Origin of the sequence: Micromonospora sp. BL4 (genome assembly GCF_003667505.1) — a bacterium.
Taxonomy (GTDB): Bacteria; Actinomycetota; Actinomycetes; order Mycobacteriales; family Micromonosporaceae; genus Micromonospora.
In genome coordinates, this window is record NZ_RCVJ01000145.1 from 1 (window position 1) to 23,544 (window position 23,544).

The 23,544-nt window shown below is 67.8% G+C and carries 23 protein-coding genes, 1 tRNA gene and 1 pseudogene; 17 read left to right on the top strand and 8 right to left on the bottom strand.

The window, feature by feature from the left end:
* Positions 1–4: 4 nt before the first annotated feature.
* From EAD89_RS18360 to EAD89_RS31070, 5 genes are all read left to right on the top strand, one after another.
* Positions 5–2,131, top strand: coding sequence for an MMPL family transporter (locus EAD89_RS18360; protein WP_121676595.1), 2,127 nt, complete (start codon positions 5–7; stop codon positions 2,129–2,131).
* Positions 2,121–3,359 (top strand): FAD-dependent oxidoreductase, encoded by a 1,239-nt coding sequence (locus EAD89_RS18365; RefSeq protein ID WP_121676596.1) that lies wholly within the window; start codon positions 2,121–2,123, stop codon positions 3,357–3,359. The genes EAD89_RS18360 and EAD89_RS18365 overlap by 11 nt, the downstream gene beginning before the upstream one ends.
* Before the next feature lie 140 nt (positions 3,360–3,499).
* A tRNA-Ile gene (locus EAD89_RS18370) sits at positions 3,500–3,576 on the top strand.
* A gap of 138 nt (positions 3,577–3,714) precedes the next feature.
* Positions 3,715–4,419: an N-terminal phage integrase SAM-like domain-containing protein gene (locus tag EAD89_RS31065; RefSeq protein ID WP_233578793.1), complete on the top strand. Its 705-nt coding sequence runs from the start codon at positions 3,715–3,717 to the stop codon at positions 4,417–4,419.
* Positions 4,358–4,924 carry a tyrosine-type recombinase/integrase gene (locus EAD89_RS31070; RefSeq protein WP_233578799.1) on the top strand — a complete coding sequence of 189 codons (567 nt, stop codon included), beginning with the start codon at positions 4,358–4,360 and terminating at the stop codon, positions 4,922–4,924. The genes EAD89_RS31065 and EAD89_RS31070 overlap by 62 nt, the downstream gene beginning before the upstream one ends.
* 61 nt (positions 4,925–4,985) lie before the next feature.
* Here the strand turns inward: EAD89_RS31070 and EAD89_RS30260 are convergent, their stop codons facing one another.
* Positions 4,986–5,825, bottom strand: a complete 840-nt coding sequence (locus EAD89_RS30260) for a hypothetical protein (RefSeq protein ID WP_147458828.1) — start codon at positions 5,823–5,825, stop codon at positions 4,986–4,988.
* Between the two features lies 1 nt (position 5,826).
* Positions 5,827–7,206, bottom strand: coding sequence for an AAA family ATPase (locus tag EAD89_RS18380; RefSeq protein ID WP_121676597.1), 1,380 nt, complete (start codon positions 7,204–7,206; stop codon positions 5,827–5,829).
* Positions 7,207–7,434: 228 nt separating this feature from the next.
* Here EAD89_RS18380 and EAD89_RS31360 point away from each other — a divergent pair, with 228 nt between their 5' ends.
* A complete protein-coding gene (locus EAD89_RS31360; RefSeq protein ID WP_199733552.1) occupies positions 7,435–7,653 on the top strand; it encodes an HD domain-containing protein in 219 nt (72 codons plus the stop codon).
* 162 nt (positions 7,654–7,815) lie between these two features.
* Positions 7,816–10,776, top strand: coding sequence for a hypothetical protein (locus EAD89_RS30265; RefSeq protein WP_147458829.1), 2,961 nt, complete (start codon positions 7,816–7,818; stop codon positions 10,774–10,776).
* Positions 10,777–11,006: 230 nt separating this feature from the next.
* On the opposite strand, the gene EAD89_RS31075 is transcribed toward EAD89_RS30265, so the two are convergent.
* The 3 genes from EAD89_RS31075 to EAD89_RS18405 all read right to left on the bottom strand — a co-directional run bounded on the left by EAD89_RS31075 (position 11,007) and on the right by EAD89_RS18405 (position 12,477).
* Positions 11,007–11,333 (bottom strand): tyrosine-type recombinase/integrase, encoded by a 327-nt coding sequence (locus EAD89_RS31075; RefSeq protein ID WP_121676599.1) that lies wholly within the window; start codon positions 11,331–11,333, stop codon positions 11,007–11,009.
* Positions 11,334–11,363: 30 nt separating this feature from the next.
* A complete protein-coding gene (locus EAD89_RS18400) occupies positions 11,364–11,675 on the bottom strand; it encodes a hypothetical protein (protein WP_147458830.1) in 312 nt (103 codons plus the stop codon).
* Positions 11,676–11,805: 130 nt separating this feature from the next.
* Entirely contained in the window at positions 11,806–12,477 is a 672-nt protein-coding gene (locus EAD89_RS18405) for a 2'-5' RNA ligase family protein (RefSeq protein ID WP_121676601.1), read from the bottom strand.
* 176 nt (positions 12,478–12,653) lie between these two features.
* Here EAD89_RS18405 and EAD89_RS18410 point away from each other — a divergent pair.
* The 4 genes and pseudogenes from EAD89_RS18410 to EAD89_RS18425 form a co-directional block, all read left to right on the top strand.
* Positions 12,654–13,394 (top strand): annotated as a pseudogene (locus EAD89_RS18410) (class I SAM-dependent methyltransferase); the annotation flags it as partial.
* Positions 13,395–13,466: 72 nt separating this feature from the next.
* Positions 13,467–13,937: a hypothetical protein gene (locus EAD89_RS18415; RefSeq protein ID WP_121655503.1), complete on the top strand. Its 471-nt coding sequence runs from the start codon at positions 13,467–13,469 to the stop codon at positions 13,935–13,937.
* A gap of 85 nt (positions 13,938–14,022) precedes the next feature.
* Positions 14,023–14,679, top strand: a complete 657-nt coding sequence (locus EAD89_RS18420) for a hypothetical protein (protein ID WP_121655502.1) — start codon at positions 14,023–14,025, stop codon at positions 14,677–14,679.
* Positions 14,680–14,788: 109 nt separating this feature from the next.
* On the top strand, positions 14,789–15,343 hold the full coding sequence (locus tag EAD89_RS18425; RefSeq protein WP_121676603.1) for a hypothetical protein: 555 nt from the start codon (positions 14,789–14,791) through the stop codon (positions 15,341–15,343).
* A gap of 18 nt (positions 15,344–15,361) precedes the next feature.
* On the opposite strand, the gene EAD89_RS18430 is transcribed toward EAD89_RS18425, so the two are convergent.
* The 3 genes from EAD89_RS18430 to EAD89_RS18440 form a co-directional block, all read right to left on the bottom strand.
* Positions 15,362–16,357: a hypothetical protein gene (locus EAD89_RS18430; RefSeq protein WP_121676604.1), complete on the bottom strand. Its 996-nt coding sequence runs from the start codon at positions 16,355–16,357 to the stop codon at positions 15,362–15,364.
* The gene (locus EAD89_RS18435) at positions 16,354–16,719 is read right to left on the bottom strand and encodes a PadR family transcriptional regulator (protein WP_121655499.1); all 366 of its coding nucleotides are present in this window, start codon (positions 16,717–16,719) and stop codon (positions 16,354–16,356) included. Before EAD89_RS18435 ends, EAD89_RS18430 begins: the two co-directional genes overlap by 4 nt.
* 237 nt (positions 16,720–16,956) lie before the next feature.
* A complete protein-coding gene (locus EAD89_RS18440) occupies positions 16,957–17,139 on the bottom strand; it encodes a hypothetical protein (protein WP_121655498.1) in 183 nt (60 codons plus the stop codon).
* 390 nt (positions 17,140–17,529) lie between these two features.
* Here EAD89_RS18440 and EAD89_RS18445 point away from each other — a divergent pair, with 390 nt between their 5' ends.
* From EAD89_RS18445 to EAD89_RS18470, 6 genes are all read left to right on the top strand, one after another.
* Positions 17,530–18,099 carry an RNA polymerase sigma factor gene (locus tag EAD89_RS18445; RefSeq protein WP_233578802.1) on the top strand — a complete coding sequence of 190 codons (570 nt, stop codon included), beginning with the start codon at positions 17,530–17,532 and terminating at the stop codon, positions 18,097–18,099.
* Positions 18,096–18,980 carry a zf-HC2 domain-containing protein gene (locus EAD89_RS18450; RefSeq protein WP_121676605.1) on the top strand — a complete coding sequence of 295 codons (885 nt, stop codon included), beginning with the start codon at positions 18,096–18,098 and terminating at the stop codon, positions 18,978–18,980. The genes EAD89_RS18445 and EAD89_RS18450 overlap by 4 nt, the downstream gene beginning before the upstream one ends.
* 18 nt (positions 18,981–18,998) lie before the next feature.
* Positions 18,999–19,886: an ATP-binding cassette domain-containing protein gene (locus tag EAD89_RS18455; RefSeq protein ID WP_121655496.1), complete on the top strand. Its 888-nt coding sequence runs from the start codon at positions 18,999–19,001 to the stop codon at positions 19,884–19,886.
* Complete coding sequence (locus EAD89_RS18460) at positions 19,883–21,469, top strand: hypothetical protein (RefSeq protein ID WP_121676606.1); 1,587 nt, start codon at positions 19,883–19,885, stop codon at positions 21,467–21,469. The genes EAD89_RS18455 and EAD89_RS18460 overlap by 4 nt, the downstream gene beginning before the upstream one ends.
* Positions 21,463–22,194 (top strand): hypothetical protein, encoded by a 732-nt coding sequence (locus EAD89_RS18465; protein ID WP_233578803.1) that lies wholly within the window; start codon positions 21,463–21,465, stop codon positions 22,192–22,194. Before EAD89_RS18460 ends, EAD89_RS18465 begins: the two co-directional genes overlap by 7 nt.
* A gap of 335 nt (positions 22,195–22,529) precedes the next feature.
* On the top strand, positions 22,530–23,534 hold the full coding sequence (locus EAD89_RS18470) for a multicopper oxidase domain-containing protein (protein WP_121676607.1): 1,005 nt from the start codon (positions 22,530–22,532) through the stop codon (positions 23,532–23,534).
* Positions 23,535–23,544: the final 10 nt, after the last annotated feature.

Genomic DNA, 23,544 nt, shown 5'->3' on the forward strand with positions numbered 1-23,544 from the left:
GGGGATGGTCGGGCGAGGAGGGGGCGGGAGGCGAGCCACCCTGATCGCGGTGGCGGTCGTGCTGGCCTGGCTGGTGATCGGGGGCGTCGCCGGGCCGTACGCCGGGCGCCTCGGCGAGGTCGCCACCAACGACAACGCCGCCTTCCTGCCCACCGACGCCGAGGCGACCCGAGCGCAGGACCTCGCCGGCGAGTTCGTCGACCGGCAGACCATCCCGGCGCTGGTCGTCTACGAACGGACCTCGGGTATCACCGACGCGGACCGGCAGCGTGTGAGCGCCGACGTCGCCCGTTTCGCCCAGGTGCCCGGCGTGGTCAACCCGCTTCCCCCGCCGATCCCCAGCCAGGACGGCCAGGCACTCCAGGTCGTCGTACCGGTGGACGACGCCGAGGGGGAGGAGATCGGCTCGGTCGTCGAGAACGTGCGCGACATCGTCGGCGGTGACCGGGACGGGCTCACCGTGGACGTCGCCGGACCAGCCGGTCTGCTCGCCGACCTGATCGAGGTCTTCTCCGCCATCGACGGGCCACTGCTGCTGGTCACCCTGGTCGTGGTCCTGGTGATCCTGCTGATCGTCTACCGCAGCCCGGTGCTCTGGGTCTTCCCGCTGCTCGCCGCCGGGATGTCGTACGCGCTGGCCTCGGTCTTCGTCTACCTGCTCGCCGACGCCGACGTGCTCAAACTCAACGGGCAGGCCCAGGGCATCCTCACCGTGCTGGTCTTCGGCGCCGGCACCGACTACGCGCTGCTGCTCATCGCCCGGTACCGGGAGGAGCTGCACCGGCACGACCGCCCCTGGGACGCCATGCGGACCGCGTGGAAGGGCGCCGCCCCGGCCATCATCGCCTCCGGTGGGACGGTCATCGTCAGCCTGCTCTGCCTGCTGCTGTCCAGCCTCAACTCCAACCGGGCGCTCGGCCCGGTCGCCGCCATCGGCATCGCCGCCACCCTGCTGGTGATGCTCACCTTCCTACCGGCGTTGCTGCTGCTCGGCGGCCGGTGGGCGTTCTGGCCGCGGCGGCCCCGCGCGGACCAGGCCGACCCGCAGACCGAGCACGGCATCTGGAGCCGGATCGCCGGCTTCGTGGCCCGCAACGCCCGGCCGGTCTGGCTGAGCACCGCGGTCGTGCTGGCCGTCCTCACGCTCGGCCTCACCCAGCTCGGCGCCACCACCCTCGGCCAGTCCGACCTGTTCACCCAGCGCACCGACTCGGTCGAGGGCCAGGAGGTCATCGCCCGCCACTATCCGGCCGGCACCGGCAGCCCGGCCACCATCTTCGCCACCGAGCAGACCGCCCGACAGGTCGCCCAGGTCGCGCAGGACGTGCCCGGCGTCGCCGCGGTCCGGCCGGTCAGCGCCGGCCGGCAGGGTGGCCCACCGGAGGAGAACGCCGCGCCGAAGGTGGTCGACGGGCGGGTTCAGCTGGACGCGACCCTCGCCGACCCACCGGACAGCGACGGCGCCGAGCGGACCATCCGGGACCTGCGGGTCGCCGTACACCAGGTGCCCGGCGCGGACGCGGTGGTCGGCGGCTTCACCGCGATCAACGTGGACACCTCCGACGCCGCCCGGCGCGACCAGAACGTCATCATCCCGGTGGTGCTCGTGGTCATCGCGGTCATCCTGGTCCTGCTGCTGCGCGCGCTCCTCGCACCGGTGCTGCTGATCGCCACCGTGCTGCTCAGCTTCGCGGCCACCCTCGGCCTGTGCGCGCTGCTGTTCCGCCACGCCTTCGGCTTTCCCGGGGTGGACGCATCGTTCCCGCTGTTCGCGTTCGTCTTCCTGGTCGCGCTCGGCATCGACTACAACATCTTCCTGATGAGCCGGGTCCGGGAGGAGTCCGTCAAACGCGGCACCCGGGCCGGCGTGCTGGGCGGCCTCGCCGTCACCGGTGGGGTGATCACCTCCGCCGGCATCGTGCTCGCCGCGACCTTCTCCGCGCTGGCCGTCCTGCCGCTGGTGGTGCTGGTCGAGCTGGGCACCGCCGTCGCCGTGGGGGTGCTCATCGACACCATCATCGTCCGGTCGTTGCTGGTGCCCGCGCTCGCGTACGACATCGGGCCGAAGGTCTGGTGGCCGGGCCGGTTGTCCCGGGCGAACGGTGAGCGGGAGGCCCGCCATGCTCGCTGAGACCGACGTCGTCATCGTCGGCGGCGGCCTGGCCGGCCTCGCCGCCGCCCGCCGGCTGCATCGGGCCGGCGTGCCCTGGCGGCTCCTGGAGGCCGGCGGCCGGCTCGGCGGCCGGATCGCCACCGACGTCGTCGACGGCCACCTGATCGACCGTGGTTTCCAGGTGCTCAACACCGCCTATCCCCGCCTCGGCACGCTGTTGGACATCGACCGGCTCGACCTCGGGTACTTCACGTCCGGCGTGCTGGTGCGCAAGGGCGACGACCTGCTGCGGCTGGTCAACCCGTTGCGCGAGCCGACCGGCGGGCCCGGCACCGCGCTGGCCAACGTCGGCTCCCTGCGCGACCGGCTGCGCTTCGCCGCGCTCGCCGCCGGCTGCGCCACGCTGCCCGCATCCCGGCTCCTCGCCGCGCCGGAGACCAGCGCGGAGGTGGCGCTGCGCCGAGCCGGCCTGTCCGACGCGATCATCGAGGAGCTGCTGCGGCCGTTCCTGTCCGGCGTGTTCATCGACCGGGAGCTGTCCACCTCCAGCCATGTGCTGGCGATGGTGCTGCGTTCCTTCGCCCGCGGCCGGATCGGGCTTCCCGCCGAGGGAATGGCCGCGCTGCCCCGGGCCATCGCCGACCCGCTGCCCGCCGACCTGATCACGCTGGACACCCCGGTCGCCGAGGTCGCCCCCCGCCGGGTCCGCACCCAGGCCGGCGACATCCGCTGCCGGGCCGTCGTGGTCGCCGTCGACCCGCCCGCCGCGGCCGCGCTGCTGCCGGCCCTGGCGACGGTACGCATGCACAGCTACACCACCTACTACCACAGCGCCCCAGAGCCGCCGCTGACCGAGCCGATCCTGCTCGTCGACGGCGACCGGCGGGAGACGATCGCGAACACCGTGGTGCTCAGCAACGCCGTCCCGACGTACGCGCCGGCCGGACGACACCTGGTGGCCACCTCGGTGGTCGGCCCGACCGCCCCACCCGAGCCGACCGTACGGACCGAGTTGACCCGGCTGTACGGCCGGTCCACCGCCGACTGGACCCACCTCACCACCGTGTTCGTCCCCGACGCGCTGCCCGCCGCGCCGCCACCGCAGGGTCGGCTGCGCAAGCCGGTGGCGCTGGGGGAGGGCCTGTTCGTGGCCGGTGACCACCGCGACAGCCCATCGATCCAGGGTGCGCTGACCAGCGGTTGGCGCGCCGCCGGGGCGGTCCTGGCGGAGCTGCGCGCCTCGTGACCGGGTGCAGCCCGGCGCCCCGGGCGGGCGGCAGCGCGCTGTTATATTCCTGTTGCCCATCGTGCTGCTGCGGGCGTGGGCGCCGGCCGGCTCGATGCTGGCCGCCGGCCGCCGGGCGGGATAAGATCCGGCGCGGTGTCGGGGCGGTAGCTCAGCCGGTTAGAGCAGGGGACTCATAATCCCTCGGTCGCGGGTTCGAGTCCCGCCCGCCCCACCAGTAGTAACACCGCATCGCCGAACTTCGCATGGTGCTACTTGTGGTGCGAATGCGCTACGGTCGACCCATGGCGACCCTACTGGGCGCACAAAGCGCGAGCGAGGCGAGATCGAGGAGCTGCCCAGCGGCTCCCTGCGGGTGAAGGTCTACGCGGGCATCGACCCGATCAGTAGGAAGCGGCACTACCTGAGCGAAGTCATCCCGGCGGGCCCGACCGCAGGGAAGGAAGCCGAAAAGGCACGCACTCGGTTCCTGGCCCAAGTTGACGAGCGCCGCAACCCGCGGACCCGAGCGACCGTCGACCAGCTGCTCGACCGCTGGCTGGAGGTGCTCGACGTCGAGGCGTCGACCCGGCAGGGGTACGTCAAGAATCTGAACAAGCACGTTCGGCCATTGCTCGGCAAACTGCCAGTCGGCCGTTTGGACGCGGAGACGCTGGAGTCGTTCTACGCCGTGCTCCGCAAGTGCCGCGACCACTGTGGAGGCGGCCGCAAGGTAATCGAGCATCGGAAGGCCGGGGAGCACGAGTGCACTGACAAGTGCCGGCCGCACGAGTGCAAGGCGCTCGCGCCAGCGTCGATCCGACAGATCCATTGGATCCTGTCCGGCGTGTTGAACCGGGCCGTCCGGTGGCGCTGGATTGCGGTTAACCCGGCTGACCAGGCAGAGAAGCCGGGAGGGCCGCAGCCGGCTCCGCACCCGCCCTCCGCCGCGAAGGCGGCTCGGCTCGTAGAGGAGGCTTGGGGAGGACCCCGACTGGGGCGCGTTCGTCTGGGTGGCCATGACAACCGGCGCCAGGCGCAGCGAGCTGTGCGCACTGCGGTGGTCCGCGCTCGACCTTGACGCCGCCGTCCTGACACTGCGGAGTGCGCTGTACGTCGACGACGCCGGCATGGTGCGAGAGCAGGATACGAAGACGCACCAGCAGCGCCGTGTTGCCTTAGACGCCGAGACGGTTGAGGTGCTGCGAGATCATCTGGAGCGCTGCCAGGCTCGTGCGCCAGCGCTGGGCTTGTTCATGCTCGCCCAGGGTTATGTGTTTTCACCGAACGCGGATGGCAGTATGCCGCTCGTGCCTGACACCGCCACGCAACGGTTCGGCCGAATGGCCGCGCGGCTCAATGTCGAAACGAAACTGCGCGCCCTACGGCACTACTCAGCAACGGAATTGATCGCCGCAGGTGTCGACGTTCATACCGTTGCTGGCCGGCTCGGCCAAGGCGGTGGAGGCGCTACGACCCTTCGCGTCTATGCTGCCTCGTTGTCGGAATCCGATCAACGAGCCGCGTCGACACTTGCAGCACGCATGCCGCCTCACCCCGCCCCGAGAAGTCCTTTAAGGAGTTAGGGAGCGGATTGTTGAGCCTCCTGCGTGAAGGTGCCAGCGGCGACGTTAATCAATCAGCAAGTCATCGCAGAACAACCCTTTCCGTCCGCACCTCCCACGTTCGAATGCGCTGCACCACAGGCCACCTTGAAAAGGCGTCTTCGGTCATGGCGATTCGTATCATTCGCGTAAGGATCGTTTCAGTTACCTCACGATCCAACCCATAGTAGTAGTTGAGGATCAAGCGCGTTGCTCTAATTAGGTCTTTTCCATTACAGATGTCTGGGTCCTCGGGTGTATCGGCTAGACGTGACTCCCAGTCCAGCCGGGACACTCCATTCGCATTCAGTTTGTCGCTGATCACTCTCTTCAATTTGGCGACGTCGGCCGTCCGTTCCTTCCGAAACCAATACTTACTCAAGTCTATGGAGTCGAATCCAAGGTCGACCCCCAAAGGCTCTGCCGCCATTCTGATTCTTCCGAGTGGCACCGCGAGTGATCGCGCCATGTCAAGGACAGCTTCGGAAACTCGTGCAGGATTCTGTCTTCCAACCACGCTGGGAACGATTTCTTGAACTACGCTCTCCAGGAGCCCGAGGGCCAGTAGGTCTGCCTCGACGTTGGTGTGAGCAGTTATGGCAAGACCATGGCCCCCTGAGAGGTCCCCTCGTCGGACTGCATAGTCGCAGTCCGTTATAAACAGGATCGAGTCGCGGTCGTACGGCTGGGTGATTTCGAAGGCCGCAAGTAGCAGCCGACGTCCACCGGCGACGATGATCTGAGCGGGGTGATGGACACGTCTCTGGAAAAGCCGATTATCGTCCGGCCCCTCCACAACGATCACGCCTAGGGGGTCGGGCCAGAGCTCCATCCGAAGGTGGGCGTCTGCAATCAATGCCTTCGCTGAGGGGTATTCGGGCATCTCAGTGTCGGGTATCTAGGCTACGCCGCAGATCGTTTCGCCCTGCGATGAGCGTCGGGGAGTGAGTAGCGAGAACGAACGTCAAGTCTCGCTCCCGGCCCATTTCGGTGAGATCATCCACTAAAGTGGCCTGCCATACCACGTGAAGTGATAGTTCGGGTTCGTCGATTAGGACAAGCGTCCCTGGGGCCGCGCGGAACAGGACGTGGTGTGCGAGAACTAGGAGCTGCTGCTCACCGCTGGAGAGCCGCTTTGGGGGCAGCGACTCGTTCCCTTCGCCCGCGGCGATGGTAAAGCCCTTCTCAATATCAAACCAGATCGACTTTGGTTCGAAATGGCGGTTGACGAATTGGGAGAAGAGGGCCAAACGGCGCCGCAGTGGCTCCAATACGGCTAGCTTCTTCTTGGTGTCTTGAATATAGGTAGCAATGACTGCGCGCGTGTGAGGAGCGGTAAAATCTAGCTCGTCGAACTCATCCTCAGCCTCTTGGGGTAGAAGGGCAACCTCTCGAAGAAGTCGACGTTGTTTGGTAAGAGTATCGAGCTGTCGCCGAAGCTCGTTCTCGCTTGCCTTCCTCGTGGTCGCGATTGCTCTTATCACGCGTTGCGGAAAGTTGCGGTCGAGCGACTGGCTTCGGCTAGCGTAAGCGGCCTGCGCCGCTGCGATCTCCTCTGCAATGTTTTGAGCTGCCTCCTCTGCGGCGAACCTAGTTGTCACGGCTTCCGTGGAAGAGGACCCTTGCTGGGACTTACGCTTTGCCGGTTCAATTACTAGTCTCTGATCCGTAATGAATAGTACTGGAAAGCGGGTGGAGAAGTCTTTGATCCACTCGGGCGCCCGCGAACTAGTAGTTAGTAGCAGGGCCAGTCTCTCGGCTGCCGGTAAGTGACCTAGCCTTTCTGCTATCGCAGACTGGAATAATTCATCGGTCAGGCTTGACCCGTGGGCGATCGAGTTTCTGACGTTGACCAGTGCGCTGTTGGCGGACAGGTTCCACCAAGATTTGTGTTGCCAGAGCTCATCTTGATTGATGACCCAAGGCTCTTCGCCAGTGAGGTATATCTCGGCGGAGTCCTCGCTTCTGTGGGCGGCGAACTGCATCCCTGAGTCGAAGTCGAGGGTAATCGAATGAAAGGGGATGGCGAAGAGATCTTGCCATCGGCCGGTGCTGATGAAATCAATTGTTCGGAGAATGGTCGACTTTCCGGAGCCGTTGGCACCAGTAAGCAAGGTTGGTTCGTCTTGGTCCAAGGTGAACTCGCGGTTGCGGCTCCCAAATAGTCCGACGACCTCGTACCTAATTAGCTTTCCAAGCGGAGCCACCTTGCCCAGCCTGGCCCTGCCAGAGGGGGTTTTAGTTGGCCTTGAGGTATATGGCATGGTACTTCCTTCTGTTTGCTGTAGCTGGATCGTACCCTTCTCGATCCCTATCGGAACTCAGCGTGGGTGGGGCGCCGTCTGCTCGTACGTATGCTGTAAAGGTGAACCTCCCAGCCATGGAACGCGATGCTGCCGAGTGCGTGCTCGCAGGCTCGTTGCCACGAAGGTGGAAGCACACGCAGGCTGTAGAGGCAAAGGCGGCCGCCGTGTCTAGCGCGGCAGTGGGTGGTGACAAAAGACGTCCTCGTCGCGGCAGCCTGGTTGCACGATGTCGGCTACGCGCCGGGCATCACTGCCTCCGGGTTGCACGCCCTCGACGGTGCGAGTTGCCTTCGTAGGCAGGGATTCGAAGAGCGGGTGACGAACCTCGTCGCGTATCACTCGTATGCGGTTCGAGGCGGAGGAGCGCGGCATGGCCGAAGAGTTGCTGGCGGAGTTTGCCGATGAGGAGTCGCCGGCCCGCGATGCTTCGTGGCGGGCCGACATGACTACGGGGCAGGGCAGAGAGAAACTTTGATCGCTCGCTGTCGGACGCCGGCATAACGGCTCTAGTGTGCCTCATCCCTGTGACCTATGGTGCCTATAGTCGGACGCAGTAGGGGAGGGCCAATGGCTGGGGTCGACGGCGGGCGGGTTGCTGCTAGGGGTTTTCAGTATCAGTATCTGCGGACGCTCGAGTACATGTTCAAGGGCATTAGTAACCCCGCAATCGTTGCTTGTCGCGTAGAAGGCGATCCAAATCCCGCAAACCCCGCTGAAGTTGACGCGGTTGATTTTGACATGGTAGATGAAACTGGCGCTGTTCTTATCGCGGCTCAGGTTAAGAGTCGGTCCGCCGGTGCGAAGATGGGGCTAGGCGAAGCTTGCACGATTCTTGCAAAGCTTGTTGCGCGGTGTGACGCACAGAATTACCTACTTCTGACGGACGCGATTCTCCCGCCAAGTCTTGAACGGTTGTTCGGGGACAGCATCCAAAATTCTGCATCTGTACCCGAGCTGCGAACAACGCTGGCTGATGCTCTAGGCGGCGCACCTCGAGCTCTTGCTGAGTTGAACGCTCTAACTGATGCGCAGTTCGAGCGGCTGAAACGCTGTCGGACTATTGCTGACAGCCGGGACCGTGGCGAACTCCGCGAAACGATTCGGGAGTCGATACGTATGTGGCGACGCGGCCGGCGGCGCGGCGTCGGGCACCAATCGAGTGGCTTGCTTGTGTCGTTCTTGTTGTCCGAAACTCTGCGGCGGGCCGCGGCAGTAGAAGATGCAGTTTGGAGGTTGGACGATTTTCGAAATGCACTCGATTTGGATGACGCGATTTTGAGCGAAGCGCTCGGGGAGCGGGATTGGGGGCGCATTGTGGGAGTTATGGCGCCGGTCCCCGACGTTGCGAGGCCGGACCTAATGAAGCAGCTATTCGAGGGCCTGCGCCAGCGGAAAGCAGGGTCGCGTTCAGTGAAGCGAGCCGCGCTGATTGGCCCGTCCGGGATTGGGAAGTCTAGCTTGGCCGCGGCGTACGTAGCGGAGTATGCGGACCTCTACGACCTGGTCCTTTGGGCCGACGCCTCAAGTGAAGCCGCTCTGTTAGAGTCCTTCCGAAACATAGCATTGTGGTTCGGACTTGACTCGGCTCTCGACACCAATTCACTGAGAACCCTGACCCACGAACGAATCGCTTCCTTTCCCGGTCGATGGCTCCTCGTCATGGATGACGCAGATGTCGCTTCAGTGGAGCAGTGGCTTCCACGCATCGGCAACGGTGACATAATAATCACGTCCCTGGACAGCGTTCATGGCTTCGGCGGCAGCGCTCGTATACGCGTCACCTCGATGCTTCCGTCCGAAGCCGAGGCGCTCCTTTCGGCCCGGATGCAGCTTGAAAGCGATGCATCGACCGACCAAGCTGCGCTGCGCCGGCTCGCCGCCGCACTGGAGTATTGGCCCCTCGCGCTGGAGCTCGCGGCGGCCTACCTGCTCAGCTGCGGATTTGGCGCCAATGATATTGAGCACTACCTAGAGCGCCTCAAGATTCGATCGCTGGACGATAAGACTTCTGTGCCAGCCGGCTATCCTAGAACACTCGTTTCCGCTATCGAGTTAGGCATGACGCGGATGATTTCTGCGGCAGACGACATCAGGGTCGCAAAGTTGCTCAATGATTCACTGATTGTCGCTTGCTATCTTGCGCAACGCCGAATTCCGATCCACCTGATTGTTGCAGCAGCAAGGCTTCCCCCGGAAGAGGCGCCGCCCCAGCGTGGGACAATCTACAGTGACGAGCCCGAAATTCCCGAAGCTTTTCGTTTGTTGAAGCTGGTTTCTTTCTCCCGGGACGATTCTCCGTTGCCGCCGTCATTCAACGATGATCCGCAGTCCCGGATTACTATCACAATAAATAGCATCCTACAGGAAGTAGTTCGCGAGCGGGTGGAAGAAATACATTCCGAAGAAGTGGCTTCATCGAACCTGGATAAGGTGGCATTTTATGTTGACCTTTGGCTTGAAGCGGCCATGCACAATGGGGAAGCTGGTCGCGTCCACGTAATTGCCCCTCATGCAGAGGCACTTGCTAAGCACCTGCGCAGGCTGGGGGTTGCGACGAACAGTGCAGCCATCATGCTGGGCAATCTTGCAAGCTTTCATCATGCACAGGGCAATTTGGCGGAAGCCCAAGGCCTACTTGAAGCCGAACTGTCTCTTTTCGATTTAATCGAAGAACCAAACCAGCTACTTCTTCAGCAGGCCAGAATTTACCTTGCGACAATGCTGATGTTGCGAGGCGGTGGCGATAGGGACGTCACGCAGCAGGCTGTGAGGCTTCTAGAGCCAGTTGTCCCTTACTTGTACTCAATGTCTTTCGACCCGGACGCTCAGCACGCCGCTTCCTTCCTCTGTGGTCAAGCCATCGAGGCTGTTGTGGGGGGAAATGGCTGGGACCGACAGGTGGCGGCACCATTGCTGAACGTGCTGGAGGACTTGGCAAGCAGGTTGCCAAGGCATGACTTTGTCAGCGCGCGTGACGCCGCTCGACGCGCGAATGAACTGATTCAGTCAGGCGATGTGAAGGATGCCGAAATAATATGTCGGAAGTATCTTGATCTGGAGGCTCCCGGCGCCGGGAATCTGTACATGGAGCTTCGGCGTCTCCTGGTTGAGGCGGTCCTTCGACAGGAAAGATGGCGGGATGCACGAGCGGAGCTCGATGCATTAATCGCTCGCATGGGAGATGTTCCACTATATAGGGAAGCTGTGGGGATGACGCTTCACAATCTGGGGCTTTATGCGGCGCTCCAGATGTTCATCTCCTCCGCTAAGGAAGCCCGCGAGTTCTTCCTCTACACCATGAGCCTGCCTCAGCTCAACGTGGCTCGCACCGCTGCTCCGGACCACGCGTCTTGGAGGTTTGTCGTACTCGACCTAGCACTCGCGGTTGCTAAGGGGGACGGGAACGAGGTGCTCGAGTTGTCTGCCTCCGTAAAGAGCGTCTTGCCGACCGAGCCCCGTGATGCTCGGGACGAGGCTTGGATGTTTTTCGCCCGTTTCCTCTGCAACCTCGTCGAAAGTAGCCCCTAGCGGAATCGGTGAGTGAGCTCGAGGGCGGATCGGACTAGGGCACCTGGTCGCACGGATGGCGTGGTGCCGGCCGTGGTGCGAAACGGGGTCGGACGAGGAGGACAGCGGCGCTCGAGTGGCCTCCGTTGCAAACGGGTAGTAGGTAGAGGGCGAGGTCAGGCCGGACGCAGCCACTCATAATCCTCGGTCGCGGGTTCGAGTCCCGCCCGCCCCACCACGCAAACTCCCGGTCAGCCATGGTGCCGGCGACCCGGGCGAAACCCACCGAGTTCCGGACCGACGCCCTCAGCCCGCACTGAGTCTGCGTCCGCACGACCCACCGCGCGGTCCAGGCGGTCCGCCATCTGGTCCAGGTCCTCCTCGAACAGGTCCGCGTACACGTCCAGCGTCATCACCGCCGAGGCGTGCCCGAGCATCCGCTGCACCGCCTTCACGTCGGCGCCCTCGGCCACCGCCAGACTGGCCGCCGTGTGCCGCCTGGTCGGCCAAGGGAGGCAACCCGAGGACGAACACCGGCGAAGCTGGCATGCGCGAGCGGCCTTCGAGCGGCACGAGATGTACCAGCAGTTCCTGCGGACGCGCGATTGTCAGGTGTACGAGAAGGACCAGTTGAACATCCGCACTGGCAGGAGTACGAGAACGACGGTCGCGGCGACGGCGAGCAGAACGCGCACCGTGCGAAGACCTCGCCACCACGGGATAACCCAGAGCAGCAACCACATAGCGCTTGAGATCACCACATGCCCGCCGATCACCCCGAGGCTGGCCTCCTCGCACATGTTTTCAGCCATGGCCTCCTCGCACAGTGCCGGCGGGCCGTTCTTGTCCCCGAGGCTTCCCAACACCCCGGCGAAGCAGGCCAACACTGGAGCCGCTACCAGGGTGAACAGCGGCGTCACCAACCACCCGGCGAGATCACGGCGCCGGTCCACTAGCCGTCTCACTGGCAGAACGTAACAGCCGGACATCGACAGTTCCCAAGCTGACGCTGCTCGAGTCCCGCCCGCCCCACCACGCAAAACCCCCGGGTCAGCCGTGCTGCCGGCGACCCGGGCGAACCCCATCGAGATCCGGACCGACGCCCTCAGTCCGCACCGAGTCCACAACAGCAGGACCCGCCGCCCGGTCCGGGCGATCCGCAACCTGGTCCAGGTCGTCCTCGAACAGGTCCGCGTGACCCGCCCCCAGTGGGAACTCGCAGACGGTGCGCCACGGGCTCAGGCCGGGCGTTCCGGCGATGAGGCGAACCATGTCGACGGTCGCGTTGATCGGCAGTTGCGCGGAGACGGTTTCCGCGGCGTGGCTCAGTGTGGGCTTGGGGGCGTCGTGGCCGATGGTCAGGTGTGGCACCACCTCCGTGTGCGCCCCGCCATACGGGGTGGTCTCGGGAAACCGCTGCCACACCGCCGCGGTGAGGTTCCGGAACGGGCGGTCGGGCTGCGGTGCAAGCCATACGACCGTGTCACCGAACCAGTCGATGTGAGTCAGCGCGACATCGAACCGGGGTATGCCGGCAATGGTCTTGCGCAGCACGGTCAGGGCCTGGTCGTTGATCTGCTGCGGAGGCAGAAACGGGTAGAGGACGGTCACGTGTGCCGGTACGCCCCAGGAGGCAGCCGGGTCGAGAGACTCCCGGAACCGGCCCACCGCTTCCTCGGCCTCGGGTATCGCCACGATGAGCGCTGTCTGTGTCGGTTCCATCCCGGCATTTTTCCGATCATGGCCGGTGCTGGTCCACGGAGTTTCCCCACCGCTGCCCTTCGTACGCGAGCAGGGTGGGGGCAGCGCGGTGCACGTACAGCATCGTAGAGTCCGATGTATCGATCCGATATATCAGAGCGACAGGTCACTACATGATTCGCCGCCGAGATGGAGGCCGGATGTCAAGGGCGCAGTTGTACGACACCATCGGCACGACCTACACCGAGACGCGGCGCACCGAGCCGCGGATCGCCGAACAGGTCTGGGCGGCGCTCGGTGATGCCCGGACCGTGCTGAATGTGGGGGCGGGCACCGGGTCCTACGAGCCCTGGGACCGTGACGTCACCGCCGTGGAACCATCGGCGGCCATGCGGGCGCAGCGCCCCGCGGGAGCAGCGCCCTGCGTGGCTGCCACTGCGGAGCGCCTTCCGTTCGAGGACCAGTCCTTCGACGCCGCGATGGCTCTTGCCACGGTCGACCACTGGCAGGACCCGATCGCAGGCCTGCGTGAGATGCGGCGCGTCGCGCGCCGCGTGGTGGTGTTCACGCACGACGCCGGCGGCCCTGATCGGTTCTGGCTGACTCGCGACTACCTGCCGGAGCACGCCGGCCTCTGGGCCGGCCGGCCTTCCCTGGCCGAACTGGCCGGCGCAATCGCCGCCCGGACCGAACCGGTGCTCATCCCGTGGAACTGCGCCGACGGTTTCTACGAGGCCTACTGGCGCCGGCCCGAGGCATACCTCGACGACCATGTCCGTCGCGGAATGTCGGTCTGGGCCAGAGTCGGGCCCGAGGCCGAGCAGCGGGCGATCCGCAGCCTGCGCCTTGATCTCGCCTCCGGCCGGTGGGCCGAACGCAACCGCGACATTCTCGATCTCGACGCAGCAGAGCTCGACAGCCGCCTGCTCATCGCCTGATCTATGTAGAGACGCTCGCCTCCGCTCATCGGTAGGACAGCTCGTGCATCTCGAAGGGTGTAGACAGTGCGGATGGGCGAGGAAGAGGTCACCGTGTGGGCGCGTGTTCGTCACGAGCCGGACCGGTCATACGCGGTACTGGTCGACGGGCCGGACGGCGAGGTGGAGGTCGGCCGTACCTCCAGGACCAGCGACGTGCTGGCGTTGGCCCGCGCCGGTGCGGCCCGCCTGTTCGGTGTGCCGGTCGACCGCATCCGGATGGGCGATGGCCTCGACTTCCCGCGACCGCCCTATGGGCGGGACGGACAGTGGGTGCGCATCGCCGCAGTGCAGGACCGGGGCGAGCCGTCGGAGGCTGAGGATATTGGTCGCCTGGGGCAGGCGTACTGGTTCGGCGCTGAGGGGGCCTGGTTCGTGACGGTGGCCAGCTCCGGCACCGGCGTACATCCCAGCGAGAACCTCGATTTCGCACCGACCGTGACAGACGACGAAGTTGCAGCGTTCCATGCCTACATCTCCTCGTCCGCGCGGCAAGAGCGCTAGACGGTCCAGGTCACCGCCCTGAGCCGTGATCCTTTGGTTCGCCTGCGGTACCTCGGCTCCGCGAGGCGGCCCGTAAGCTCCCGGCGTGACCGTCTATGACGTCGCGGCGCGGCTGCCCTCGATCGCCGTGTTGCGGGAGCGCTGCAAGGCCCTGGCGATGCTCGACGCGATCGTCGGCGGCGACTACTACGCCTACGACCGCGAGTGGGGCGAGGACGAAGCAGCGTCGATGCGCAACGGCAGCGGCGAGGAGTACGACGTCGTCTTCACCGCCGACGGCGTCTTCATCCGCGGTGTCGACCACGAGTCGTCGATGTCCACGTACACGGACGGGCGGCTCTGGCCGGGTCTCCTCGATGGACTGCCGGAGCAGTTCCAGGCGCAGGCTCACGAGCCTGCGTTCTGCCGCCAGGACGGCACTCTGGATGCCACCTTCGTGCTGTGGCGGCGCACCGCCGACGAGCGGTGGCACGCCGGCGACGACATCGACTTCTCACCCGCCGACGACGACGAGGCCGACCCGGACGGCTCCTGGCTGCTCGACATCGTCTGCGACGACATCGTCGCGGAGTACGTCGAACACGCCACGGATGTCTACGAGGTCGACCTGGATCGAGCGGCGGTCGAACACTTCGTCGCGTTCCGTCCTCTGACCGACGCAGCCGTCCACGCGCTCAACCTTGAAGCTGAGTTGGCCGACCTGCGCGCAAAGGCAGCGGAGTACGGCTACCCAACGGCGTAGGGGCCTGCTCCTCCGGCCGGTCACACCCGCAGTCGTCAACCCGACAACTCGTAGCCGCAGGACGGCGGCCCGTCCAGCATCAACTGCCGACACCAACGGGGAGCACACCTTGACCGACCCGAACCAGCAGCCGCCGCAGACGCCTTACCAGCCGAGCGCGCCCGTCCACCCGCCGCAGCAGTACCTGCCCGCCCAGCAGGACCCGGCCCTCGGCTACCCGGGTCAGCAGCCGCCCGCCCCGCCACCTGCCGCGTCGAGCAAGCCGCTCCTTTTCGCCGTCGGCGGGTTCCTCGCCGTGCTCGCTCTGCTCGCGGGCGGGTACGCCGTCTACGACGGGTTCATCAAGGAGGACTCCGGCGTGGCCGCGTGTAAGGCGATGCGCGACGGCAAGGAGATCGACGGCACCGCGAGGGGCAGCGGCGACGACAAGCCGACCGAGGCCGAATACCGAAAGGTGCGGGAACAGTTCGAGGACTCCCGCCACGAGAAGATCCGGGAGCACGGCACCGCGCTCATCGACATCGCGTGGCAGGTGTCGAACCTGCCGGAGGAGCAGGAGATGGGTGCGCTCGCGTTCATGGGGCCGTTGACCACCCACATGTCGGGGTTGCAGACAGCCTGCGCGGATCAGGGTGTGATTGTCGATCTCAACCGCGGCAGGTAGCCCGAGGCTGGGACTGCGCTATCTGCCGCACGTCGGGCAACGCTGGTGAACGGGTGACGCCGGAGTGTCGGCCGCTGCGCTGGAGCGTGCCCGGATTGCGAGCGCCGCGGCCAGGGTGACTCCACCCAGGACGAAGGTGGCGGCGGTCGTACCGGTGATGACGCGGAAGTCGGCGTAACCAGCCCCGACGACGGGGGCGATGTTCTCCGTCAGCGGGTACAGCGCGAGTAGTCCGATCGGGGTGAGGAGGACGAGCAAGGCCCACAGCCCGCGGGCGTCGCCGCGCAGGGACAGGACGGTCGCGGCCAGCACGGCGGTCAACAGGAGGGCCGCGCCGGCCTCCGGGAGGAACGCGCCCCCGTAGCTGAAGCGGTAGAACCACGCGCTCTCCCCGGACAGGACCCCGACGGCGATGAGGGCCGCGGCCAGCGCGATCGCCAGGGGTACGAGGCGTTGCCGTCGCGCCGTGCGCGAGGGACCTGCCAGCGCCAGGACGCCCAGCGTCGCCTGGGGAAGCAGGACGAACAGGTACGGACGGGGCAGCTCGAACAGGGCGGCGACGGGCACCACGGCGGCGGTGAGCAGCAGCGCCAGCCCGATGGCGGCGCGGACCCACCGGGCCGGCCCGACGGCGTACGCGACGGCGGCCAGCAGCCAACCGGCCCAGATGACGATGCCGGTGGTGGCGAACGGACCGAATGCCGGCGAGCCCCACACACCCGAAGTGGTGACCACCTCGGCGGTGGCCCAGAAGCCGGCGAGCGCGGTCGCGGTGAGGTAGCTGAGGAGACCGGCGAGGCGTACGCCGGGTATGAGATCGGCAGCGCCGGCGGCGCGTAGGCGCTCTCGACCACCACCGGCCACCACGTCCGCCACTTCGAGGATCGACGGCCAGCGGCGATCGGGCCCGGCCAGGTCGAGATACGTGCCGACGATCTCGGCGCCGCGTGCCTGGCGGTAGCCGGCAGGGTAGGCCCGGAGCAGGTGCCGGTACCGGCGTTCCAGGTCTCTCATGCCAGTCCTCCCGCGGGGCGCGGAGCGACGGGCCGGGCGGCGGGCGTCAGGTTGCCCAGGCGGGCGGTCGCGGCCTCCACGTTGCGCCGCAGACGCTCGGTCTCAGCGGCCAGGGTGGCGTTGCCCGTGGCGGAGAGGTGGTAGTAGCGCCGCAGGCGACCGTCGACGACCTCCTCGCGGTCGGCCTCGATGAGGCCCGCGTCCACCAACCGGTCGAGCGCGCCGTACAGGGTGCCGGGCCGCATGGCGAGCCGGCCGCCGGACAGGGCAGCGACCGCACGGATGATCCCGTAGCCGTGCAGTGGCGGCCCGGCGAGAGCGGTGAGGATCCAGAAGGTCGGTTCCCGCAGTGGTGTGTCCACCCCGGGAACATATCGGCTGCGAAGGTATGGGAAGGGCAGATCGCCGATGACGCCCCAAATCCTTTGTCCTTCGGCCGCTCAGGCTGCCAGCGCCGATTCCGCGAACGCGACTGGTCGTTACTCCGGCTGGAATGGGAAAACGGTGTGCGGAAGCGATCCCCGGCCGGTGCGGGCACAACGGGTGGAGCCTTCGGTCGGCGGCTCGACCGCCGACCGAAGGCTCCTGGAAGTGCCGGATCAGCAGTTGTCCGCGCCGTTGAAGACCCGGGGAACCCGGGCCACCTTCGACGAGATCTGGTAGCCCGGTTCGACGGTCCAGCAGGCTCCGTCGGCCCCGAAGTTCCAGGAGATCTTGATGCGGACGTTGGAGCCGCAGTCGTTGCGCGCGTAGCCGGTCTGCGTGACCGTTCCCTGCGACACCCAGACCGCGACACAGCTTGGAGCATTGCCGGCGTAGGCCGGCGCCGCTCCGACGGTCGCGATCAGGCCTGCCGCGACAGCGCCGACGGCCGCCGCTTTTCTGCCTCTGGCTCGGACTCTCACGAGCACTCCTCCCGTTCGCCTGCCACCCCGTGTGACAGACCCTCGGAAAGTACGTGTTTAATCGATGCACAGCAATGAAGCTTTCAGCGTGGACAATAATCTGATTCACTTCGCATGATCCTCTGATCGGCGGACCGCGTCGCTGACTGAAAGCTGACCGAGAACTGACCAGGGAAAGGCGGGCAAGGTGAACGAAACGAAAGCCGGGGAGATCGTCGACGAATTTGTGTGATCGGTGTCACACTGACGGACCGAACCATGTCGGCCATGGCGAACGACGAGGGGTATGTGATGGCAGACCGGCGGGAGCCGCCCAGCGATGCGCACCTCGTGCGTGGCATCGCCGAGCGCGACCGGCACGCCTGCGCCGAGCTGTACCGCAGGTACGCCCCGTGGCTCGCCGCCCGCCTCGGTCACCGCTGCCCGGACGGCACGGTCATCGACGACGTGATCCAGGACGTCTTCGTCTCGATCTGGAGCCGACCGCCCCGCGACGACGTCGATGACGTCGCCGGGTGGCTCTGGCGGATCGGGTACCGGCGTCTGGTCGACCTTCAGCGAGGCGCCGGGCTGCGCGCCCGGCTGCAACGCCGGCTCTTCGGCCAGCGCCTCCCGCACGAGCCGTCGGCGGAGGACTCCATCCTCGACGCACTCGGCTGCGGAGAGCCGGCGCAGGCGTTGTCCCGGCTCCCGGTCGACCAGCAGACCGCCCTGCGGGTCACCGCGGTGGACGGCCTGACCATGGAGGAGGCCGCGCGGCTTCTCGGGGTGCCGGTCGGAACGGTCAAGACCCGCGTGCAGCGGGCCCGTCGACGGCTACGTGCGGAGCTGGCATGACCAGGCCGAGCGACCGAGGGCGTGACCTGCGGGACGCGGCGACCCCGCCGGGCGGGCACGTCGCCGCCGAGGTGCTGCGGGAGTACGTCGACGGCCACCTGCCCGCCGCCGCCCTGGCCGGCGTCGAGGGGCACGTCGACGGATGCCCCGAATGCCGGCAGGAGCTGACCCGGCTGTCGCCGCCGACCCGCTACGAGCGGCTGTGGTCGGCCATCGACGAAACCCTCGACGAGCCGCGCCGCGGCCCCGCGGAGCGGGCCCTGATCTGGTGCGGGGTGTCCCCGGAGACCGCCCGGCTGGTCGCCGCCACCCCCGCGCTGCGCCGATCCTGGACCATCGCGGCGGGGCTCGTGCTCTTCACCGCCGCCCTCGTGGCCCGGTTGTCGCCGCTGGACTCGCCGTCGCTGCTCCTGCTCGCGATCTCGCCCATGCTTCCGGTGCTCGGTGTCGCCGTCTCCTTCGGACGCCGGTTCGACCCGACGTACGAGATCACCCTGGTGGCGCCCGTGCACGGGCTGCGGCTCGCGCTTCTGCGTACCGCCGCGGTCCTGGGGGTGGCGGCCGGCCTGGCCGCGGCCGCCAGCCTGGTGCTGCCCCGCAGCGGTCCCGCGACCCTGGCCTGGCTGCTTCCGATGCTCGCGCTGACGCTGGTCACCCTGGCGATGACCGCGCGGGTCGACCCGGTCGTGGCCGCCGCGGTGACCGGCGCCGGCTGGCTGGCCCTGCTCTTCGCCACGACCCACTTCGCCGACGGCCGGTCGCTCCTGCTCACCGCCACCGGTCAGGCGGCGGTGAGCGTGGTGGCCGTGGCCGCGGCCGTCGGTCTGGCGCTGGCCCGCCGCCGATTCGACCAACAGCCCACCGTCGTCCTGACCCCCTGACCAGCTCGGAGGACCCGAATGTCGCATCCCGCGGAAACGACGCCGGGGCAGCTCGTCGCCGTTGACGGGTTGACCCTGCGGTACCGGCGGCACACGGCTCTCGCCGGGGTCTCGTTCACCGCCGGCGAGGGGGTGACCGGGCTGCTCGGGCCGAACGGCGCGGGCAAGACGTCGCTGTTGCGGATTCTCGCCACCGCGATGCCGCCGGATGCGGGCACCGTGCGGATCCTCGACACCGATCCGCTCACGACCGCCGGCCGGCTGGCGACCCGCCGGCGGATGGGTTACCTGCCGCAGCAGCCGGGCTTCTTCCCGAACTTCACCGCGTACGAGTTCATCGACTACGTCGCGATCCTCAAGGAGATCACCGATCGCCGGCAGCGCCGGGACGAGACCCTCCGGGTGCTGGCGGCGGTCGGCCTCAGCGACGACCGGGGCAAGCGGATCAAGGCGCTGTCCGGCGGGATGCGGCAGCGGGTGGCCCTCGCCGCCGCCATCGTGGGCGATCCGCGCGTGCTCATCCTCGACGAGCCGACCGTCGGGCTCGACCCCGAACAGCGCCTCCGGTTCCGCGAGCTGATCGCGGATCTCGGCGAGGGGCGGGTCGTCCTGCTCTCCACCCACCAGACCGAGGACGTCTCGGCCCTGTGCCACCGGGTGATCGTGCTGGACCGGGGCGTCGTCCGCTTCGACGGCCCACCCCCACAGTTGACGGCGCTGGCCGAGAACCGGGTCTGGCACAGCGCCGAACGCAGTCCGCAGGCGGTGGCGGCCTGGCGCACCGGGGTGGGCACGGTCCGCAACATCGGCGTCCCTCCCGCGGCTGCCGACCTCGTCCCCGCCACCCTCGAAGACGGTTACCTGCTGCTGCTCGACCCGTCCGCAGCCACGGAGGTCGCGGCGTGACCGGGACCAGCCTGGCGCCGGCGCCCACCTCCCGGCCGCCGGTGACGCCCCGCCCCCGTGGCGCGGTCAGCGCTCTCTTCCGGATCGAGGCCGTCCGGCTGCTGCGTCATCCGGCGGTGCTGACCGGCCTCCTCCTCTACCTCGCCCTGTGGGCCTACGAGTGGGGCACCGGCGGCCTCGCGCACCGCTACCCCGTCCTTCAGGACGAGGACCGGTACTCCCAGGTGCCGCTGCTGCTGGTCGCCGCCGGGGCGTTCATCGCGAGCAACCTGGCCCTCACCCGGGCGCAGCGGTCCGGCGTCGCCGCGGTCACCGACCTGCTCGCGCTGGCGCCGTGGCGGCGTACCCTCGCGCAGCTTCTCGCGCCGCTGCCGTTGGCGATGCTCAGCGGGCTCCTCGTCGGCGCACGTGTCGCCCACCTCGCCGCCGCGCCCGGAGCGGTCGGGCGACCGTCCCTGCTGGAGCTGGCCACCGGGCCACTGATCGTCCTGCTCGCCGGGGTCGCCGGCGTCGCCGTGGGAAGGCTGACCTCGATGGTCGCCGTCGGCCCCCTGGTGATCCTCGGCATGGCGATCTTCACGCTCGTGGGCGCGGTCACGCTGGGCCGGCCGATGCTCAAGTGGTGGGGTCTCGTCGCGATCGAGGACGAGTTCGAACCGCCCCTGCCGGCGGACCTCATGCACCGGCCCGTGACGGCCCACCTGGTCTACCTGGCCGCCTGCGCCGCGGTGTGCTGCGCGGTGGCCCTGGCCCGCAGCGGCGTCGACCGGCGGATCGGGGTGACGGCGGTGGGAGTCACCACGGTGCTGGCCGTGGTCGCCGGGGCGGGGCAGTCGGTCACGGTGCCCGGGGACGTGGCCGCCCGGCGGTCGGTCGCCGAACGGGAGCCTTCGGCGCAGCAGACGTGTCGGACGGTGGACACGGTCACCTACTGCGCCTTCCGCGACTTCGAGGGCCGTATCGACCAGTGGTCGACGCTGGTCGGCGGAATGCTCCGGCACACTCCTCCCGACAGGGCCGCCGACCGGTACGTCGTCCGGCAGCGCCTCCTGTTCGGCGCCACCACCAGTTCGGTCAGCATCTCGCCGCCGCTCGCCGTCTGGGCGGCGGACGACGCGCGGGCCGGTACGCCGGGCGCGGTGCCGGTCGGCACGAAGTGGGGCACGGACCAGATCGGCGGGGACGCGATGCTCAGCTTCGCCGGGCACTTCGCCGCGCGGGTCGTCACCGGCGAGCCGCCGACCGAGGCCTCGGCCCTGTCCGTCTGCCGATCCCGTGCGGTGCTGGTGCTGTGGCTCGCCGCCACGGCGACCGAGGAGACGACCGCGGCGCTGCGCAGCCTGTTGCCGCGGACCGGCGGCAGCGTGGTCCTTCCGCTGCTGGACTCGTCGCTCGGGCTGTCGATCGGTCGGCAGGAGGTCTCGGTGGTCAGGTCGCTGCTGGACAGGCCGGCAGACCAGGTGGCTCAGCAGGTGATCGCCAACTGGGCCGAATTGACCCGGCCGGAGACCGGCACCGAGCGGGCGGCGAGCCTGCTGGGCACGCGGGTGCTGGGCCCGGCGGCCGAGGGCGCCCGATGCTGACGACGGTGCGGGCGTTGCTGCCCCACGTGTTCCGGTCGAGCCGGAAGGCTCCGCCGGTGCTCTGCGGCGTCTTGGCCCTCGTGCTCGCCGCGCTGCCGCTGGCGGTCTCCTACCGGATGGAGATCCCGTACGCGGTCACCCTGATCAGGGTGGTGTCGGTGACCGTGGCGCTCGGCGTGGCCTTCGCGCTGGACGACCCGGCCAGCCCGACGACGCAGGTGACCCCCACGTCCAACCTCCTGGTCCGCCTGACGCGGATCGCGCTGTCCGCCCTTCCCCTGGTGGTGGTGTGGCTCGGTGCGCTGCTGCTCTGCCGGGCGGCGGTGCCGGCGGAGGCCCGGCCGTACCTGCCGGTCGGGGGTCTCGCTCTGGAGGCGACGGCCCTTCTGGTGACGACTCTGGCCTTCGCGGCGGTCGCGGTCCGGGTCTCGGCCCCCACCCACGGCGGGCTGGCGGCCATGCCCGGCCTGCTGCTCGCGACGACGGCCGTGACCCTGCTGCCGGACGACGTGCAGCCGTTCGCCGGGCCGGGGTCGACGCGGTGGGACGCCTCGCGGTGGTTCTGGCTGGTCCTCCTTGTCGGGGCGGTGGTCGTCCTGGCCAGCCTCCTGGGCGAGGCGGGGCACCGCCGGCGGCGCCGGTCGCCGGCGGTGGCCGCACCGGCGGCCGAGCAGGTGCCGGCGACCGCCGAGCACGAGGCGCGGTCGCGACGATCCGTGGCCTGATCCGGTCATCCCCGAACGTCCCCACGGGCCCGCGCCGCGCGTCCTGACGATGCCCCCGTCCGGCCGGACGGGGGCATCGTCGTCATCCGCCGCCGCCGCGGGGCGGGCGGCAGAAGTGCTGGTCAGCGGGCGGCAACCGTCGCCGGCAGCAGCATTTCCATCGAAGGATCTTTACTTTCGTCGAATCGATACATAGATTGATGTCATCAGTCGAAAGTTCTGAGTCTTCCGAGCAAAGTCGCGGCGACTCATGAGCTCGCGGGCCGTCCCTCCGTTGCTCGACGGTCGTCGCACTCTGCCTTGTCGCGGCTTGACCCGGTCGAGAACGGAGTCTCATGGACAACAATCCCGTCGGCTCCCAACGCCCCCTGTCCCGCAGAGCCCTGATGGCCACCGGAGTGCTGGCCGCCGGCGCTGTCGGCGTGACCGCCTCCACGGTCGGCGTCCCCTTCAGCGGCAGTCCGGCCCAGGCCGTGGCCGGCATCACCAAGAAGGTCACCATCTACGCCGAACAGCTGCCCGGCGGGCTGTTCGGGTACGGCCTGGCGCCCGGCCAGGCCACCGTGCCCGGGCCGGTGCTGGAGATCTACGAGGGCGACACCCTGGAGATCACCCTGGTCAACACCACCAGCCAGCGGCTGTCCATCCATCCACACGGGGTGGACTACAGCACCGACTCGGACGGCAGCCCCCTCAACGCCTCGTTCAACAACCCGGGCGAGACCCGGACGTACGTGTGGCGCTCGCGGGAGATGTTCCTCGCGTCCGGTCGGCGCTTCATGCCGGGCAGCGCCGGCTACTGGCACTACCACGACCACGCGATGGGCACCGACCACGGCACCGCCGGGGTGGCCAAGGGGCTGTACGGCGCGCTGATCGTGCGGCGTCGCGGCGACATCCTGCCGGAGAAGCAGTACACGGTCGTGTTCAACGACATGATGATCAACAACCGGATGGCGCCGGACACGCCGATGTTCGAGGCGAACCTGGGCCAGCGGGTGGAGTGGCTCGCCATCGGGCACGGCGGCACCTTCCACACCTTCCACCTGCACGCGCACCGCTGGGCGGACAACCGCACCGGGATGCTCGAGGGCCCGGCCGACCCCAGCCTCGTGATCGACAACAAGGACCTCAACCCGGGCAGCTCGTTCGGGTTCCAGGTGCTCGCCGGGGAGGGCGTCGGGCCCGGCGCGTGGATGTACCACTGCCACGTGCAGTCCCACTCCGACGGCGGCATGGCCGGGATCTTCCTGGTGCGCAACGCCGACGGCAGCATGCCGCCGGGTGCGGAAGAGGCCATCCACAGATTCCAGGGCCACACCCACACGCACAGCAGCTGAGCGAATCGAA

Coding starts and splice junctions, on each gene's coding strand:
- EAD89_RS18365 (WP_121676596.1), top strand. CDS start 2,121: ATGCTCGCTGAGACCGACGTCGTCATCGTCGGCGGCGGCCTGGCCGGC.
- EAD89_RS18380 (WP_121676597.1), bottom strand. CDS start 7,206: ATGCCATATACCTCAAGGCCAACTAAAACCCCCTCTGGCAGGGCCAGG.
- EAD89_RS18455 (WP_121655496.1), top strand. CDS start 18,999: ATGTCGCATCCCGCGGAAACGACGCCGGGGCAGCTCGTCGCCGTTGAC.
- EAD89_RS18430 (WP_121676604.1), bottom strand. CDS start 16,357: ATGAGAGACCTGGAACGCCGGTACCGGCACCTGCTCCGGGCCTACCCT.
- EAD89_RS18450 (WP_121676605.1), top strand. CDS start 18,096: ATGACCAGGCCGAGCGACCGAGGGCGTGACCTGCGGGACGCGGCGACC.
- EAD89_RS18360 (WP_121676595.1), top strand. CDS start 5: ATGGTCGGGCGAGGAGGGGGCGGGAGGCGAGCCACCCTGATCGCGGTG.
- EAD89_RS18445 (WP_233578802.1), top strand. CDS start 17,530: ATGGCGAACGACGAGGGGTATGTGATGGCAGACCGGCGGGAGCCGCCC.
- EAD89_RS30260 (WP_147458828.1), bottom strand. CDS start 5,825: ATGCCCGAATACCCCTCAGCGAAGGCATTGATTGCAGACGCCCACCTT.
- EAD89_RS18405 (WP_121676601.1), bottom strand. CDS start 12,477: ATGGAACCGACACAGACAGCGCTCATCGTGGCGATACCCGAGGCCGAG.
- EAD89_RS18470 (WP_121676607.1), top strand. CDS start 22,530: ATGGACAACAATCCCGTCGGCTCCCAACGCCCCCTGTCCCGCAGAGCC.
- EAD89_RS31070 (WP_233578799.1), top strand. CDS start 4,358: ATGACAACCGGCGCCAGGCGCAGCGAGCTGTGCGCACTGCGGTGGTCC.
- EAD89_RS18415 (WP_121655503.1), top strand. CDS start 13,467: ATGGGCGAGGAAGAGGTCACCGTGTGGGCGCGTGTTCGTCACGAGCCG.
- EAD89_RS30265 (WP_147458829.1), top strand. CDS start 7,816: ATGGCTGGGGTCGACGGCGGGCGGGTTGCTGCTAGGGGTTTTCAGTAT.
- EAD89_RS18465 (WP_233578803.1), top strand. CDS start 21,463: ATGCTGACGACGGTGCGGGCGTTGCTGCCCCACGTGTTCCGGTCGAGC.